Origin of the sequence: Veillonella caviae, assembly GCF_003992125.1 — a bacterium.
Lineage (GTDB): Bacteria > Bacillota > Negativicutes > Veillonellales > Veillonellaceae > Veillonella > Veillonella caviae.
In genome coordinates this window covers 1-15,815 of record NZ_RQUY01000020.1, presented here as the reverse complement: position 1 = coordinate 15,815, position 15,815 = coordinate 1, and the positions used below count along the sequence as shown (strand labels likewise).

The following is a 15,815-nucleotide window of genomic DNA, read 5'->3' as shown; positions in this document are numbered from 1 at the left end:
TATTATATCATATCCTAAGTAGTATTTTTCGATATAAAAAAGCGACCCCTAAGGATCGCTTTTTTTATATCATGAATATTAGTCACGAATATATTATTTCAACCAGCTCATCAAGCCGCGAAGTTCTGCACCAACTTCTTCAATTTTGTGGTTCGCAGCGGCTTCACGATGTTGTTTAAGGAATGGTTGTCCGTTTTTAGAATCTGCCAAGAAGTCATCAGCAAATTTACCAGATTGGATATCTGCCAATACTTGTTCCATAGCTTTTTTAGTGTCTGCAGTAATGATTTTTGGGCCTACGTAGTAATCACCATATTCTGCAGTATTGGAAATGGAATGACGCATTTTTTGGAAACCGCCTTCGTAAATAAGGTCTACGATAAGTTTCATTTCATGCAAACATTCAAAGTAAGCATTGATTGGTTCATAACCAGCTTCTACCAATACTTCAAAACCTGTTTTAATCAATTCAGTTACACCACCACACAATACAGCTTGTTCACCGAAAAGATCTGTTTCAGTTTCAGATTTGAAATTAGTTTCCAAAATACCGGAGCGGCCGCCACCTACACCAGATGCCCATGCTAAAGCTACTTCTTCAGTATCGCCAGATGGGTCTTTTTCTACTGCGTACAAGCAAGGAACGCCAGAGCCTTCTTGGAATGTACGACGAACTAAATGACCAGGGCCTTTAGGTGCTACCATGAATACATTAACATCTTCACGAGGTACGATTTTGCCGAAATGAATATTGAAACCGTGAGCAAATGCCAAATATGCGCCTTCTTTCAAATTAGGAGCAATATCTTTTTCATATACTTCAGCTTGCAATTCATCTGGAATCAAAATCATAACAATATCTGCGCCTTTAACAGCTTCTGCAGTTTCTTTTACCGCTAAACCAGCTTCTTCAGCTACTTTCCAGCTAGAAGAACCAGCGCGCAAACCGATAGTTACGTCCATACCATTTTCTTTCAAGTTCAATGCATGTGCGTGACCTTGGGAACCATAACCTAAAACTGTGATTTTTTTGCCTTGCAATTTAGCTAAGTTGCAATCTGCATCATAGTAAACTGTAGTACCTAAAATTTTACCTGCCATATTAGACAACCTCCAAAATATATTCAATAGAATATGTAATATATATACTGTACACAACTTTGCAAAGAATTGCAAGTCGTGGAGTACATCTGTGTTTTATAAATGGATATTACCATTCCACTTATACTGTATAAAATTAAATCAAATAAATGAGTGTATTAAAGCTTGGCCTTTGCCATATCCATGGGCGCTCTAATAACCTATGTTACGATAACCCAAGGACGCTCTCGCTCCCATACGACTGATACAGGTATGCCAAATACATCCGATAATATACTATCTGTTAGAATCTCAGACTTTGGCCCTTGGTATGTAATAAGACCCTCTTTAATAATAGCCACATGCGTTATGCTAGGCATAATCTCTTCGATTTGATGAGACACATAGATGAATGGTTTTTGCTCCTCTTGTGCCAATCGTTCCACAGTGCGTAAAAACTGTTCCCGTGCCGGCAAATCAAGACCTGAACAGGGCTCATCTAATATAAGTAAATCAGGATTTGCCATTACAGCTCGCGCCAACAGTACACGACGTTGTTCCCCTGCTGACAATGTAGCAAAGCGATGGCCTATTAAATAGGTAATCCCAAATTGTTCCATTAAGGCTAATGCCTTCCCCAGCTGTTCATCAGATACGACTGTATAAATACCGATGCTACTAAAAGCGCCAGATACAACTACATCTTCGGCCACCTGCTTGTCTAAAGTAGACTGAAACTGCCCTAAAGAGGAACTGACAAAACCTACACGCGATTTTATATTAGCCCACACATATTTGCCAAATTCATGACCAAAGACGCGTACAATGCCTGTAGTAGGTATTTGATAAGCAGGAATCATACTGAGCAATGTAGACTTACCAGCACCATTGAGACCTAAAAGAGCCCAATTCTGCCCCACCTCTACATGCCAATTCACACCTTTTAAAATATCTCTACCATCACGGCGAAACGTGACGTTTTCATAATGTAATAACTCAGAAGCCTTCGAGTCATTCATGATTTCACAACCTTACCATATATAAAGCATCAGGATGAATACCAATGAGTGTATGACTACTACAAACTAGATTTTTTCCCCTCTGCTCATAGCAGTAATCCCCGTTTTTGCGATTTCAAGGACACCATAGGTTTCCATAATTTGAATGAAGCCACGCAATTTTTCAACGCTTCCAATAACCTCGATAATCATAGATGTAGGGGAAATATCGAGCACATTACCACGATATACATCGGCGATTTGCACAATTTGAGATCTGGTCGCTGCCGTTGCTTTTACCTTAATAAGCATAAGTTCACGGCACACTACATTATCCTCAGGGAATATCTTAACCTTCACCACATCAATAAGTTTATAAATTTGTTTTTGAATTTGGTCTAACACACGATCATCTGCTTCTACAGTAAGGGTGATGCGAGCATAACCAGGTTCATTCGTAATACCAGAGGTCATTTTCGTAACATTAAAACCGCGTCGATTAAAAAGTGCTAAAATACGAGTACCAATGCCGGCCGTATTTTTGGCAATTACTAGGACTTGATGTTCTTTACTCATCGCCAATCACCCCCTTTTTCCCCATCATGCCACTCACCGTACCACCTGCTGGAATCATAGGTAGTACATTTTCTTCCCGTTTAACACGACAGTCTAAAATAATACTTTCATCAGAGGTAATATAATTTGTGAAAGTAGATGTAAAATCCTCTACAGACTCAATGCGATGAGCATCTAATCCAAAAGCATCTGCTAATTTAATAAAATCAGGACTCATTTCCAAATCTACATAAGAGTAACGCCGTTTATTAAAGATTTCTTGCCATTGACGAACCATACCAAGGAATCCATTATTGATGATAATAATTTTAATTGGTAAATCATACTGTTTCACCATCATCAATTCTTCAAAGGTCATTTGGAAACCACCATCGCCTACAACGAGGATGACTTGTTTCGTTGGCGCCCCTATTTGAGCACCAATAGCTGCTGGCAAACCATAACCCATAGTACCAGCGCCGCCAGAAGTTACTATAGTATGAGGCATTTTATGAGTCAAAAATTGCGCTGCCCACATTTGATGTTGCCCTACATCAGTTACGATAATCGCATCTCGATTAGCAATTTTATTAAGTTCAGACAATACATATTGTGGATTAAGTTCACCATCAACAAGTTCAGGTACTACCATAGGATACTCATCTTGCCATGCGCGAATTTGCCCGAGCCATGCATCATGTGTAGCAGCTTCTACAAGAGCGTTCAACTCTGTTAACACTTGTTTCAAATCACCTACGATAGGCACATTAATAGTCACATTTTTATCGATTTCTGCAGGGTCGATATCGATATGGATAATTTTAGCTTTTTTACAGAAGAAATCTGGATGTCCTGTAATGCGATCATGGAAACGAATACCAGCGGCAATCACCAAATCTGCCTCTTCAGTACTATAGTTAGCGGCTACTGTACCATGCATACCTACCATGCCAAGAGCTAGTTCATGATCCCCTGGGAAACTTCCAAGACCTACTAAAGTATTACAAACAGGAATATTAGCTTTTTCCGCCAATTCCTTAATTTCATCCATAGCGCTAGATTTAAGAACTCCTGCGCCGGCAATAATCAATGGGCGTTTGGCATTTTTAATGAGCGTGGCCGCCTTCTTGATTTGGCCTTGATGACCTTTATAAGTTGGGTCGTAGCCTTCTAAGTGGATTGGCACTTCAAAAAGTTTATTATATTCCGCCATGGAAATACTGGTAGTTTGAATATCCTTTGGAATATCGATAAGTACAGGACCTGGACGACCGGTGCCAGCGATAAAGTACGCCTCTTTAATGATGCGTGGCAAATCGTGGATATCTTGTACTAAATAATTATGTTTTGTAATTGGCATCGTAATGCCTTGAATATCCGCTTCTTGGAAGGAGTCTTTCCCTATAAGGGCCCGTCCCACCTGACCTGTTATAGCAAGCATTGGTACCGAGTCCATATAAGCAGTCATAATACCTGTTACAAGATTGGTAGCGCCTGGTCCAGAGGTAGCCAAGCACACACCAACCTTGCCAGATACGCGAGCATAGCCATCAGCTGCGTGAGCCGCTCCTTGTTCGTGGCGTACAAAATAATGTTTGATATCTGGAAAGCTATAAATTTCGTCATAAATAGGAATTACTGCACCGCCAGGATAACCAAACATATCTGTTACGCCTAAGCGATGAAGTGTTTCAAGGACGATGCGAGCTCCGTTAATAGTTTCACTCATGTATATCCTTTCTGATACCACGCCTATTCTGATAATATTTCCGTAGAATTTAAGCGCTTAATGGTATACCCTTTTTGTTTAAAATCTTCAATGATTTTCTTAATATGTTCTTCCCCATTTGTTTCCACTGTCACTTGTAACTCTACTTCGTGGAAACGGTCTAGGTTTTTAAATTGATTATGATCTAATTTGATTACATTCGCATCTGCATCAGCAAGCATTTGCGATACAGCCACTAACTGTCCTGGTTTGTCAGGCAAGTTCACAGAGAATGTGAAAATACGACCGCGCAAAACAAGACCTTTATTAATCATAGAGGAAATAGTAAGCACATCGATATTACCACCGCTGACAATAGCTACCACTTTTTTGCCTCGGCATTTCAATTTTTTAAGCCCCGCTAATGGTAAAATACCGGAGTTCTCTGCTACTAGTTTATGTTTTTCTACCAATAAGAGGAATGCTTCCATTAATTCATAATCAGAAACAGTAACAATTTCATCGACGTATTGTTTTACATAGTCTAATGTTTTTGTACCAATGGTAGCTACTGCAGTGCCATCTGCAATAGTAGACACTTCATCAAGTTTCACTGGATGCCCCGCTACAAGACCTGCTTTACAACTAGCCGCCCCTTCTGGTTCTACACCGATGATTTTAATTTGCGGATTTTTTAATTTTGCCGCCGCTGCAATACCTGCCACAATACCACCACCGCCAACAGGAACGAGTAGCACATCTGCATCAGGTAGTTCTTCTAATACTTCTAATGCAATAGTCCCTTGGCCTTCGATAACATCTTCATCGTCGAAAGGATGAACAAATACGTAGCCATGCTCTTTTTGTAGTTCCATGGCTTTTTGGTATGCCTCATCATAGATTTCTCCATAAAGAACTACATCCGCCCCATATTGTCTAGTGGCATTCACCTTAATGAGCGGTGTATGCTTCGGCATAACGATAGTGGCTTTTATACCAAGACGTTTAGCTGCTAATGCAACGCCTTGTGCGTGATTTCCCGCCGATGCGGCAATTACGCCACGAACTTTCTCTTCATTCGTTAATTTTGAAATTTTATTATATGCGCCCCGCACTTTGAAAGAGCCTGTAATTTGCAGGTTTTCAGGTTTAATATATACATCATTACCACATTCGTCAGAAAATACCTCACTGTGCAATAATTTTGTTTTTACCGTAATAGTGGATAAGCGCTCTCTTGCTTCCATAAAATCATATAATTTATGCATCTATACACCATCTCCTAAGGTTATGATTGATACCCCTTAGTCCTCTAAGATCTCGATAGCCCCTTGTGCTGCAGAGGATACATGAAGGGCATACTTCTTCAAATATCCTGTTACATTGCTCTTAAATGGAGGTAAAGCAGCTTTACGTCGTGCAATTTCTTCGTCGCTAACAGCCAATTCTAATTTACCACTTGGAATATCGATATTAATAATATCTCCATCCTCTACGACAGCGATGGTACCGCCTGCTGCTGCTTCTGGAGACACGTGACCGATAGAAGCACCTCGAGTGGCACCAGAGAAACGTCCATCTGTTAATAATGCTACATCTTTATCAAGCCCCATACCAGCGATAATAGATGTTGGTGTCAACATTTCGCGCATACCAGGACCACCTTTTGGCCCTTCATAACGGATAACCACAACGTCACCTTTAACAATTTTACCGCCCATAATCGCTTCTACTGCATCTTCTTCGCAGTTAAATACCTTAGCAGGGCCTGAGTGAACAAGCATATCCTCAGCTACCGCACCAGCTTTTACAACGGAACCATCTTCTGCTAAATTACCTTTTAATACGGCAATCCCACCTGTTTCATGAACAGGATTATTCCACGGATGAATTACATCTTCATCCACAACTTGAGCGGCTGCAACGATTTCTCCTTGTGTTTTCAATGCTACAGTTTGGCAATCAGTATGTAAACGGCCATTTTCTGCTAACCGTTTCATTACTGCAGATACACCACCTGCAGCGTATAAGTCTTCGATAAAATAGATACCCGATGGAGATAGTTTAGATAGTTGCGGTGTAATTTGTGCAATGCGATCAAAATCATCTAAAGACAAGTCGACACCTGCTTCATGAGCGATAGCTGGTAAATGGAGCGCCGTATTAGAAGAACCACCTAATGCCATATCGAGAGCCACTGCATTTTCAAAAGCCTCTTTCGTCATAATATCTTTTGGACGCAAATTAGCTTTTAATACCTCTACAGCTTGCATACCTGCCAATTTGGCAAGGCGCAAACGTTCTGAATATACCGCTGGAATAGTCCCATTGCCAGGCAAGCCCATACCAAGCGCTTCCGTCAAGCAATTCATAGTGTTAGCCGTATACATACCAGAACAAGAACCACAAGTAGGGCATGCGCTATTTTCAATATCATGTAGCTCTGCATCGCCCATTTCACCTGTTTGGTGTTTACCTACTGCTTCAAACACATCAGACAAACCAATTTTTTTACCTTTATGCACACCGGCAAGCATAGCGCCACCAGATACGAATACGGACGGAATATTGAGGCGTGCTGCGGCGATTAACATACCTGGTACAACTTTATCGCAGTTAGGAATGAATACCATAGCGTCAAATGGCGTTGCCATAGCAGTAGCTTCAATAGAATCAGCAATGATATTACGAGTCACTAAGGAATATTTCATGCCAATGTGATTCATTGCAAGGCCATCACAAATACCAATAGTATTAAACTCAATCGGTACACCACCAGCATTGCGGATACCATCTTTTACAGCTTGTACAACATTTTTCAAGCCCACATGACCTGGAATGATTTCATTAAAAGAATTGGCAATACCTATAATCGGTCTGCCCATTTCTTCATCCACAAACCCCAATGCCTTTAATAACGATCTGTGTGGTGCACGAGCGACCCCTGTAGTCAAATTTTCACTTCTACAACTCATAATAATCTCCTCTGCAGATGAAAGCTGCACTTGGCTTTCACAAACGAATAAAAAAAGACGATTCCTACGAATCGTCTTAAAAGTATACAAATGAAATTGCTTATGTTTACAGAACCCTACTATAGGTATACAACGTAACCTATGACGAATATACACATAAGAAATAAACTGTCAAAATCTTATTGATGTATATTAAACCATTCGCGGAACTTCTAAGACAAAACGTGTTAAGTTGTTGTTCATAATTCGAATGTGATTAATAATCACGACCAGCGCGATAATCAACAAGCTAATGACTAAACCTAACATGTTTCCTCCTAAAAAAATCTATAACATAAAATTATAATATCACGTTCCCTCACGCTACGCAATATAAACATGGGGCTATTCTATAGAAAACCATATATATTTTTATAATGATTCGCCATAGAAAAAAGATATTCCCCTTTAATATATACCACCGAGAATCACAATTAACAACTTTCTAAGAATGCTTTAATTTGGGGATTATTTTGAAGCTTCTCCATTTGTTCCTGAGACAATAACTTCACCTTATCTCGTTCTTTATTCACAAGACATAGAAATCCAATATAGTCTCCTTTATTAGCACGAAATTGATGAATCGTATTACCAGGAATCTCAATAAAATCACCTGATTTTACATCAAAAACTTCATCACCCAATAACAATTGTCCTTTACCTCGCTGTATCATAACCATATGGGTATGATCATGGTATTCTAAGGTAGAATACCCTCCAGGCAAGCATTCAAAATATCGGAATTGACAAGGAATATCATAGGCACCATCATATAGCACTTGGCGAGTTACGTCTTTAAAAGGGCTCCCATCTTGTTTATATACTAATGTGTCTACACCTTCCCATTTATAATTGTTTTTATCAAATCTACGTATCATATAATCACCACCTATACACAAAAAGCTGTGTGAAACACCACACAGCCTATATATACTATTATTTAAAGAAACGTTTCAAAGTTCCCAAAATACCATGGCTATGTTGTTGAACGCCATCAATCACCGATTCCACTTCAAAGCCTGTTTTCTCGATGGCTGTTGTAATCACTTCAACGCTAGATATATTCGGGTCAAAAGAAATAGTTGCTTTTTTTTCTGGTAAATCTACCATAGAACTAAGCACCCCATCAAGACCTAATGTAGCACTTTCTACAGTTTCTTTGCAGTTATTGCACATCATACCAGGAACACTGAAAACCTTAGTAACAACACCATTTTCTTTACCACAACCGCAATCTTTGCACATAGTATAGTCTCCTTACTTTTCTTCTGTTTCTTTAATTTTATCGTCGTTTTTAGCCCCTGCTGTAACATCGATAGTAGTGGCCGTTTTAACCGCTTCTTTCGTTTCTTCTGCTGCCTTTTTAGGGCCCATAACAGCATCCTTGAACTCGTTAATCCCTTTGCCAATGGCTTTACCCACTTCTGGTAATTTACCAGGGCCAAATATAACGAGGGCAATAACCAATATAATGATTAACTCTTGTGTACCGATAGATCCCATGCTAACTCCTTTACTATAATTTAACCTTTCTTTGGATAGGCTGCTTCATCTACATACCAAACTATGTTATCTTGTGAAAGCACCGCCCCAGGCAATACACGGCCGATGCGCTTCTCCCAAGGTGTATCCTCATAGTCTTCCCGTTGATATAATACCTTTGTTAAAGCCGCTCGCTTTTTCTCTCCTATCACGGTAAACCAAATACAGTCTGTTTTCGCTAAAAAATGAAAGGTCATAGAGATTCGCTCCCATACCTTACCATCTTCAACAGCTACCACATCCTTCTCTATTTCACGCAACGCATGAGAACCAGCAAATAGACCTGCAGTATGACCATCTTCCCCAAGATCAAGAATAGCTAAATCAAGTCCTTCCTTTTTACATGCTTTCAACACATTCTTTACTTCTTTTTCATACTCCTCTGCCGCTTCTACTACAGTTCTAGAATCTGTATGAATTGGGAAAAAATGAGCTGCTCCAATTGCCTTGCATAACAGTACTTGTTTAACACGGTTAAAATAATTATCCTCATGAGCTTGTGATAAAAAACGCTCATCAGTCCAAACGAAAAAAGTGCGTTCCCAATTAATTCGTTCAATATATTCTGGCGTATTTAACAATTCTAACAAACCATTAATCACAGTGCCACCAGTAATCCCTACAATGCAGGAATCTGTACGCTTTATTTCTGCATCTGTGAAAGCTATGAAATTTTCAGCTAATGCATGAATTGCATCATTAGAATTTACATAGCTTTTTATGATATCTTGACCCATTACATGGTCCTCCTTATCTATTATGGTTAACATTTATATTATACGGCAATTATTGTAATATTTCAAAGAAATCTATAGAAATGTAAGGTGACCTCTAAGATTAGATAAAATCTCTAATCCTAGAGGTCACGTTTCTGAGTATATTAACTCCTGCCAAAAATTGAATAGTAATGTGGCATAGTATTTCTATGAAGGAGAAATACTATAAAACTTATTGTCCGAATTTAGGGCGACGGCGTTCTGCAAAAGCTCGTACCCCTTCTTTAAAATCATCAGTTAATCCCAATAAACATTGTTTTTCTACTTCTAGTGTTTTGTACTCTTCCCAGCCAGATAAGAAAGCTGCATACATCATTTCCTTCATCACTTTATAGGATTGAGAAGGTCCTTTTGCCAACTTATCAACTAGACGTTTTGTCGCTGTTTGTAAGTCTTCTGGCTCACATACTTTATATACAAAACCAAGCTCTTTCGCTTTTTCTGCAGATACCGCGTCACCAGTCATAACCATATGCATAGCTCGATTCATACCGATAGAGCGAGTCAACAAATAAAGTCCTCCAGCATCTGGTGCCAACCCAACGTTCACGAAAGCTTGAATAAAACGCACATTACTAGATGCAACAACAAAATCAGCAGCTAAAGCCATATTAAAGGCAGCACCAGCTGCAGCACCTTGAATACTCATTACTACAGGTTTTGATAATTGTTTCATAGACAAAGATATTTGAGCTACTAACTCAACGATTTCAAACAAAGATTCTGTATCACCACTATCTACAGCACGCTCCATTTCCGTTAAATCGCCACCAGCAGAGAATACTTTTCCCTCTGCATTAATGAGCAAAATTTTTACACTTTCATCAGTACTAGCGCGATCCATAACATGGAGGATTTCTTTGCACATTTCTACATTAAAACCATTAGCCACATTTGGGCGATTAAAGGTCAACGTCCCCACACCATTATCTACGATATATTGAATTGTATTATATAACATATTTAATCTCCTGCCGAATACAGTACACTAATATAACTGTTATGATTCATATCTAAGAAAATACAACAATTATCAAATCGAATGATTTCGATTATATTAATTATATTATAAAAAATTTGCAATCTCTTGTAAATAATGTATACTACCCTTAATAAAAAGTAATAAGAAATTTCCCTTCAAAATTACATAAAATGTTTCAGATTTAGTTAGAACAATTGCGAGTTCATCCAATATATGGTATCGTAACGTCAAGCCTATTTTTAGCAGAGTAAATAATCGTGCGTTAAGTGCCTAGTGAACGGGGAGTTGTCACTAAGACGAAAAGCATACGCTTGCGGTACGATTATTGCATCCCGCTGCTACATAATGAGTGTAATCTCTCATCTCAATATGTAGCAACGCTATGTATTGGAAGGAGATTCTACATGAACACAAATACTGCGCTCGTAACGCAAACAGGTGTTTTTATAACACTAACCATATTAATGTCATATATTTTTGCTATTCATACGACTTTTATTCATATAACCTTTGGGTTTATTCCTACCGCTTTATTCTCAATCATGCACGGTCCACTTAGAGCGGGCATAATGGCAGGAATCGCATCTTGCATAGGAATGTTCTTCTTCGGAAAAGGTGTATTCTTCCCTGGTTTTATTCTATCAGATTTTTTAACTGGTGCTGTATATGGATACTTTTTATATAAAAAGCCCATTACAATCAAAACAATCTGTATTCCAGAACTAATTGTTACCATATGTATTCATTTAGGCCTCAATACATTATGGCTCACTATATTTTATGATAAAGCTATGTCTGCTATCTTTATGGGGCGACTCATAAAAATATTATTTGTTTTCCCTTAGAAGTAGGACTGATCTTTATTATCTATAAAACATTATCCAAATTTATCCATAAAAACAATTATAATTAATACATAGAGTCACTAAAAATAGGTAAAAAAATACAACAACCATAATGGTTGTTGTATTTTATATTCTCCATATTAACGTTTGGAGAATTGAGATGCTTTACGCGCTTTTTTAAGACCGTATTTTTTACGTTCTTTCATACGTGGGTCACGAGTCAAGAAACCAGCTTTTTTCAAAGATTGACGAAGTTCGCCATCTACGTCCAATAACGCACGGGAAATACCGTGACGAATTGCACCAGCTTGACCGGATGGACCACCACCTGCAACAGTGGCGATAACATCGTACTGTTCAACAGTGTTAGTCAAGTTCAAAGGTTGTTTTACGATCAATTCCAAAGTTTGGCGACCGAAATATTCATTAAGTTCACGTTTGTTAACAGTGATTTTACCTGTGCCCGGTACCAGACGAACTCTAGCAACGGAAGATTTTCTACGACCAGTGCCGTAATATTGTGCTACTGCCATTATATGTTCCTCCCTCTAGATTATCGTACAGAAATTTCTAATACTTCTGGTTTTTGAGCTGCATGTGGATGCTCAGCACCAGCGTATACATTTAATTTACGGTATTGTTGTGCACCCAATTTATTTTTTGGAAGCATACCACGAACTGCCATTTCAACAACACGTTCAGGTTGTTTTTCAAGCATCATGGACAATTTAGTGAAACGGGAACCACCTGGGTAGCCAGAGTGACGGAAATATTCTTTTTGTTCCAATTTCTTACCAGTTACGCGAATTTTTTCTGCGTTTACAACAATCACATGGTCACCAGTGTCTACGTGTGGTGTGAAAGTTGGTTTATGTTTGCCCCGAAGAACTTTTGCAACTTCGGCAGCAAGGCGTCCTAAAGTTTTACCTTCAGCGTCAACAACATACCATTTCCGTTCGATTGTGTTCGGATTGGCCATAAATGTAGTTTTCATGCTGCATATCCTCCTAATAACGTCATAATTCTACCAAAATCAGCTCGTCCTTTGCTTCCGGGGCTAATGGAAACACGACTAAAGCTTACTCAAAATAGTATACAGATTTTAGAGGTCAGTGTCAATGAGAATTTAGCTTTTTAGATATAATAAAATGCGTATCACCGATAGCTGTCAATTCCAATGAATACTCATACACTGATGCCCTCGTGTCTCCATTTCAAATTTTCCCCATGTATGTTAGTCCGTTACATATTTTACTACTTTAGCAGGTGTCCCTACTACTACTGCATTAGGAGGTACGTCTTTGATTACTACACTATTAGCGCCCACAACGGCATTCTCACCGATAGTAACACCTGGCAGTACTGTTACATTAGCGCCCAACCATGCATTCCGTTTAATTACAATGGGACTACCTTCCACATCAGCTCTGCGATCCGGTGCTAAATTATGGTTAACTGTAATAAGGCTAACCCTAGGTCCAATAAGCACATCATCTTCAATGGTGATTCCTCCAAGATCAACAAACATAGCGTCTTTATTGATAAATACATTATGACCAACTACAGTATGTCTTCCAAAATCCGTATTAAACGGCATAAATACAGTAACATCATCACCTACGGGATGCCCCCATATTTCAGATAGTACCTGACGTGCACCTTCACGAGTATACCCTTCTAAGGCTAATCGACCACTAAGTCGACTCGTTTCATCTACTATACGATGAACCTCTTTAAAAATTTCGGATGTAAAGGATATATATGCAGTTTGACCCTCTATTAATCGATTCCATTCTCTACCATTCCCTAATGCTGCCAAAATTGTATCGTTCATGATGCGTCCTTACTATAAAAAATATATATGCCAATAATTATTACATTGTTGTAATGAAAGTATATACTATATAGTTAGTATAATAGTTTTAGCTACACAAAGGAATTATTTGTAACACATCTCTAGTTATAGGCACAACCTATAACAACACATGTAAGGAGTTAGTATGGAATTACGCGTATTAGAATATTTTGTGACTACCGCCACAGAAATGAGCATGACAAAGGCAGCACAACGCCTTCATATTACACAGCCTACTTTATCTATACAATTACGCGATTTAGAGGATGAATTAGGCACTATCCTATTTGAAAGAACGAATCGCGGCATTAGCCTAACGCAAGACGGAGAATATTTTTTCAGTAAAGCAAAGGATATTTTAACCATCGTCAATGATACGGTATCCAATTTACAAAGCACGGATGATGTTGCAGGCCCTATTAATATTGGTGGCGCCGAAACATACCACAATGAGCTAATTCTAAAAAGCATTCGCATCGACCATCCTCGCATCAGCTGTCACTATGTGAGTGGCAATGCCAATCAAACAATGCCTTTACTCGATTCTGGCGTCATCGATTTCGCCGTCGTTATGGGCCATGTAGATAAAAGTAAATATAATCATATCGACTTACCTTACGAAGATCACTTCATTCTCATAACAAAAAAAGACAATCCCTTAGCACAATTATCCACTATTACAAAAGACGACATCGAAAAGGAACCTCTCATTACATCTGGACAAAGTCATGTAGATACATTTCTGGAATCTTGGCTTGGGCAATCTATCGACTCCTATGAAATCAGCGGCACCTATACATTAATCAATAATGGACTATTCATGGTAAAAGCAGGCCTTGGTTCTGCCATTGCTATCGATGGACTAGTAAATACAGAAGGCACTGACCTTTGTACAATCCCGTTGTCACCAACACTAACTGTTAACTCCAGTATTATTTGGCGAAAAAATCAGGCGCTTTCACAGGCATCGCAACTATTTTTAGATACTTTGCAAGAAGAGATTTCAAATTATTCCAAAGAATAACTATTAATGTTTAAGTAAATCAAAATATCGTGTGATCCACTCACATATAAAAAGACGCGTATTTCAACGAATACGCGTCTTTTTTTTAGTTATATGCTAATCAATATTCTAGAGCACTGCTCTGTATTTAATTATTGATTATCAAGACTTTTGTGGAAGAAGTCAGCCATTGCGTCCATAGGAATGAGGTTCAAATTATCGTACAAGTCAACATGGTCTGCACCGGGCACTACGATAAGTTGTTTATTTTTACCTGCTTTAGCATATGCTTCATCTGTGAAGTATTTGGAGTGAGCTTTGTCGCCTGTAATCATAAGAACTGGGCGATCACCTAATTCTTCGATGTGTTCCATTAAGGAGAAACCAAAAAAACCATATTTAGTGCGGTTATCCCACATAGATGCGGAGTTTACTGCCCGTTCATGGTATGCACGGCCTTTGTAGTACTCTTGGAAACGAGTTGTTACAGGGTCTGTTTGAACGGATTGATCAGGTAACAAGATACCATTACCGCTAGTTACATTGTTATTCGCATCTACAGGCATTTCATGGTAGGAACGAACTTGTTTACCAGTATCTACTTGCTTCCCAACGCTCTTTCGCCATTTCAGCCTTTACTGCTTCACGTTGTTCAGGTGTATAATAGGAACCATTGTAGTGGTTACGGATACTATCGGACATATCGTACATAGCTGTAGTCGCTACCGCTTTAATACGAACATCATTGACTGCAGCCGTAATAGCAGGGCCGGACAAACCACAGATACCAAGAGCACCAATGCGATTACGATTAACGAAATCTAAGGAACCTAAGAAGTCAACTGCAGCGCTATAGTCTTCTGTATAAATCTCAGGAGATCCTACATCACGGATTTCGCCGCTACTTTCACCATTTGTAGATGGATCAAAAGCGACTGCTACGAAACCGCGTTTCGCCAACTCTTGTGCATGTAAACCAGATGTTTGTTCTTTAACAGCACCGAATGCACCACTTACTACGATAGCATCGTATTTTTTATTTGCATCGAAGTTTGCTGGCAAATATAAGTGACCAGCTACAGTAAAACCAAATTTATTAGGAAAGCGTACATCTACTACTTTGATATTATTGTCAATGGCGAAAGTACGAGTATCATTAGCAATGCCATTAGCCATCGTAGCACCTTGTAAGTGTACTTGACTTTGAGATACTGTTGCGTTAGATGCTGCATAAGAAGGTTGGTAAGCACCCACAGCGCCTAAAGTTAATACAGATGCAACTAATAAAGCTTTTTTCCAATTTTTCATGTGAATAAATCCTTTCATACTACACGTTTATATAACTGAATATATATCGTCTAACCTCATGATATATACATTACGGGTTATAGGACAAAAAGTGTGTGTGACTAATCCCAATAAGTTGGAAAATTTGTAGACATATGTAGCTCATTCCA

The 15,815-nt window shown here is 38.8% G+C and carries 18 protein-coding genes and 1 riboswitch; of the genes, 2 read left to right on the top strand and 16 right to left on the bottom strand.

The features are described from left to right. Positions 1 to 93: 93 nt before the first annotated feature. The 11 genes from ilvC to fabM form a co-directional block, all read right to left on the bottom strand. Entirely contained in the window at positions 94 to 1,101 is a 1,008-nt protein-coding gene (ilvC, locus tag EO120_RS07345; protein WP_127134837.1) for a ketol-acid reductoisomerase, read from the bottom strand. Between the two features lie 200 nt (positions 1,102 to 1,301). Continuing rightward, positions 1,302 to 2,099: an ABC transporter ATP-binding protein gene (locus tag EO120_RS07340; RefSeq protein ID WP_127134836.1), complete on the bottom strand. Its 798-nt coding sequence runs from the start codon at positions 2,097 to 2,099 to the stop codon at positions 1,302 to 1,304. Between the two features lie 66 nt (positions 2,100 to 2,165). After that, positions 2,166 to 2,654 (bottom strand): acetolactate synthase small subunit, encoded by a 489-nt coding sequence (ilvN, locus tag EO120_RS07335; protein ID WP_127134835.1) that lies wholly within the window; start codon positions 2,652 to 2,654, stop codon positions 2,166 to 2,168. Next, complete coding sequence (gene ilvB / locus EO120_RS07330) at positions 2,647 to 4,362, bottom strand: biosynthetic-type acetolactate synthase large subunit (RefSeq protein WP_127134834.1); 1,716 nt, start codon at positions 4,360 to 4,362, stop codon at positions 2,647 to 2,649. Before ilvB ends, ilvN begins: the two co-directional genes overlap by 8 nt. Before the next feature lie 23 nt (positions 4,363 to 4,385). Then, entirely contained in the window at positions 4,386 to 5,609 is a 1,224-nt protein-coding gene (gene ilvA / locus EO120_RS07325; RefSeq protein ID WP_127134833.1) for a threonine ammonia-lyase, read from the bottom strand. Positions 5,610 to 5,645: 36 nt separating this feature from the next. Further along, complete coding sequence (gene ilvD, locus EO120_RS07320; protein ID WP_127134832.1) at positions 5,646 to 7,316, bottom strand: dihydroxy-acid dehydratase; 1,671 nt, start codon at positions 7,314 to 7,316, stop codon at positions 5,646 to 5,648. 473 nt (positions 7,317 to 7,789) lie between these two features. Further along, complete coding sequence (locus EO120_RS07315; protein WP_127134831.1) at positions 7,790 to 8,233, bottom strand: cupin domain-containing protein; 444 nt, start codon at positions 8,231 to 8,233, stop codon at positions 7,790 to 7,792. A gap of 58 nt (positions 8,234 to 8,291) precedes the next feature. Beyond that, on the bottom strand, positions 8,292 to 8,600 hold the full coding sequence (locus EO120_RS07310; protein ID WP_127134830.1) for a heavy-metal-associated domain-containing protein: 309 nt from the start codon (positions 8,598 to 8,600) through the stop codon (positions 8,292 to 8,294). Positions 8,601 to 8,612: 12 nt separating this feature from the next. Further along, positions 8,613 to 8,858, bottom strand: coding sequence for a twin-arginine translocase TatA/TatE family subunit (tatA, locus tag EO120_RS07305; protein WP_127134829.1), 246 nt, complete (start codon positions 8,856 to 8,858; stop codon positions 8,613 to 8,615). A 20-nt stretch (positions 8,859 to 8,878) separates the two neighbouring features. Continuing rightward, positions 8,879 to 9,634 carry a 6-phosphogluconolactonase gene (gene pgl / locus EO120_RS07300; protein ID WP_127134828.1) on the bottom strand — a complete coding sequence of 252 codons (756 nt, stop codon included), beginning with the start codon at positions 9,632 to 9,634 and terminating at the stop codon, positions 8,879 to 8,881. Between the two features lie 211 nt (positions 9,635 to 9,845). After that, positions 9,846 to 10,634, bottom strand: a complete 789-nt coding sequence (fabM, locus tag EO120_RS07295) for a trans-2-decenoyl-ACP isomerase (RefSeq protein ID WP_127134827.1) — start codon at positions 10,632 to 10,634, stop codon at positions 9,846 to 9,848. 262 nt (positions 10,635 to 10,896) lie between these two features. Continuing rightward, positions 10,897 to 10,995: riboswitch (THF riboswitch) on the top strand. Between the two features lie 64 nt (positions 10,996 to 11,059). Between fabM and EO120_RS07290 the strand changes: the two genes are divergently transcribed. Beyond that, positions 11,060 to 11,500: a folate family ECF transporter S component gene (locus EO120_RS07290; protein ID WP_241234917.1), complete on the top strand. Its 441-nt coding sequence runs from the start codon at positions 11,060 to 11,062 to the stop codon at positions 11,498 to 11,500. A 140-nt stretch (positions 11,501 to 11,640) separates the two neighbouring features. Here the strand turns inward: EO120_RS07290 and rpsI are convergent, their stop codons facing one another. The 3 genes from rpsI to EO120_RS07275 all read right to left on the bottom strand — a co-directional run bounded on the left by rpsI (position 11,641) and on the right by EO120_RS07275 (position 13,334). Further along, a complete protein-coding gene (gene rpsI / locus EO120_RS07285; protein ID WP_005377846.1) occupies positions 11,641 to 12,033 on the bottom strand; it encodes a 30S ribosomal protein S9 in 393 nt (130 codons plus the stop codon). Between the two features lie 20 nt (positions 12,034 to 12,053). Beyond that, positions 12,054 to 12,494 carry a 50S ribosomal protein L13 gene (rplM, locus tag EO120_RS07280; protein WP_127134826.1) on the bottom strand — a complete coding sequence of 147 codons (441 nt, stop codon included), beginning with the start codon at positions 12,492 to 12,494 and terminating at the stop codon, positions 12,054 to 12,056. A 240-nt stretch (positions 12,495 to 12,734) separates the two neighbouring features. After that, a complete protein-coding gene (locus EO120_RS07275; RefSeq protein ID WP_127134825.1) occupies positions 12,735 to 13,334 on the bottom strand; it encodes a DapH/DapD/GlmU-related protein in 600 nt (199 codons plus the stop codon). Positions 13,335 to 13,500: 166 nt separating this feature from the next. On the opposite strand from EO120_RS07275, the gene EO120_RS07270 reads away from it, so the two are divergent. After that, positions 13,501 to 14,379, top strand: a complete 879-nt coding sequence (locus EO120_RS07270) for a LysR family transcriptional regulator (RefSeq protein ID WP_127134824.1) — start codon at positions 13,501 to 13,503, stop codon at positions 14,377 to 14,379. Positions 14,380 to 14,510: 131 nt separating this feature from the next. On the opposite strand, the gene EO120_RS09255 is transcribed toward EO120_RS07270, so the two are convergent. Together EO120_RS09255 and EO120_RS09250 are read right to left on the bottom strand one after the other, a co-directional pair. Next, positions 14,511 to 14,924: an alpha/beta hydrolase gene (locus EO120_RS09255; protein ID WP_206512482.1), complete on the bottom strand. Its 414-nt coding sequence runs from the start codon at positions 14,922 to 14,924 to the stop codon at positions 14,511 to 14,513. A gap of 22 nt (positions 14,925 to 14,946) precedes the next feature. Then, complete coding sequence (locus tag EO120_RS09250; protein ID WP_206512481.1) at positions 14,947 to 15,666, bottom strand: alpha/beta hydrolase; 720 nt, start codon at positions 15,664 to 15,666, stop codon at positions 14,947 to 14,949. Positions 15,667 to 15,815: the final 149 nt, after the last annotated feature.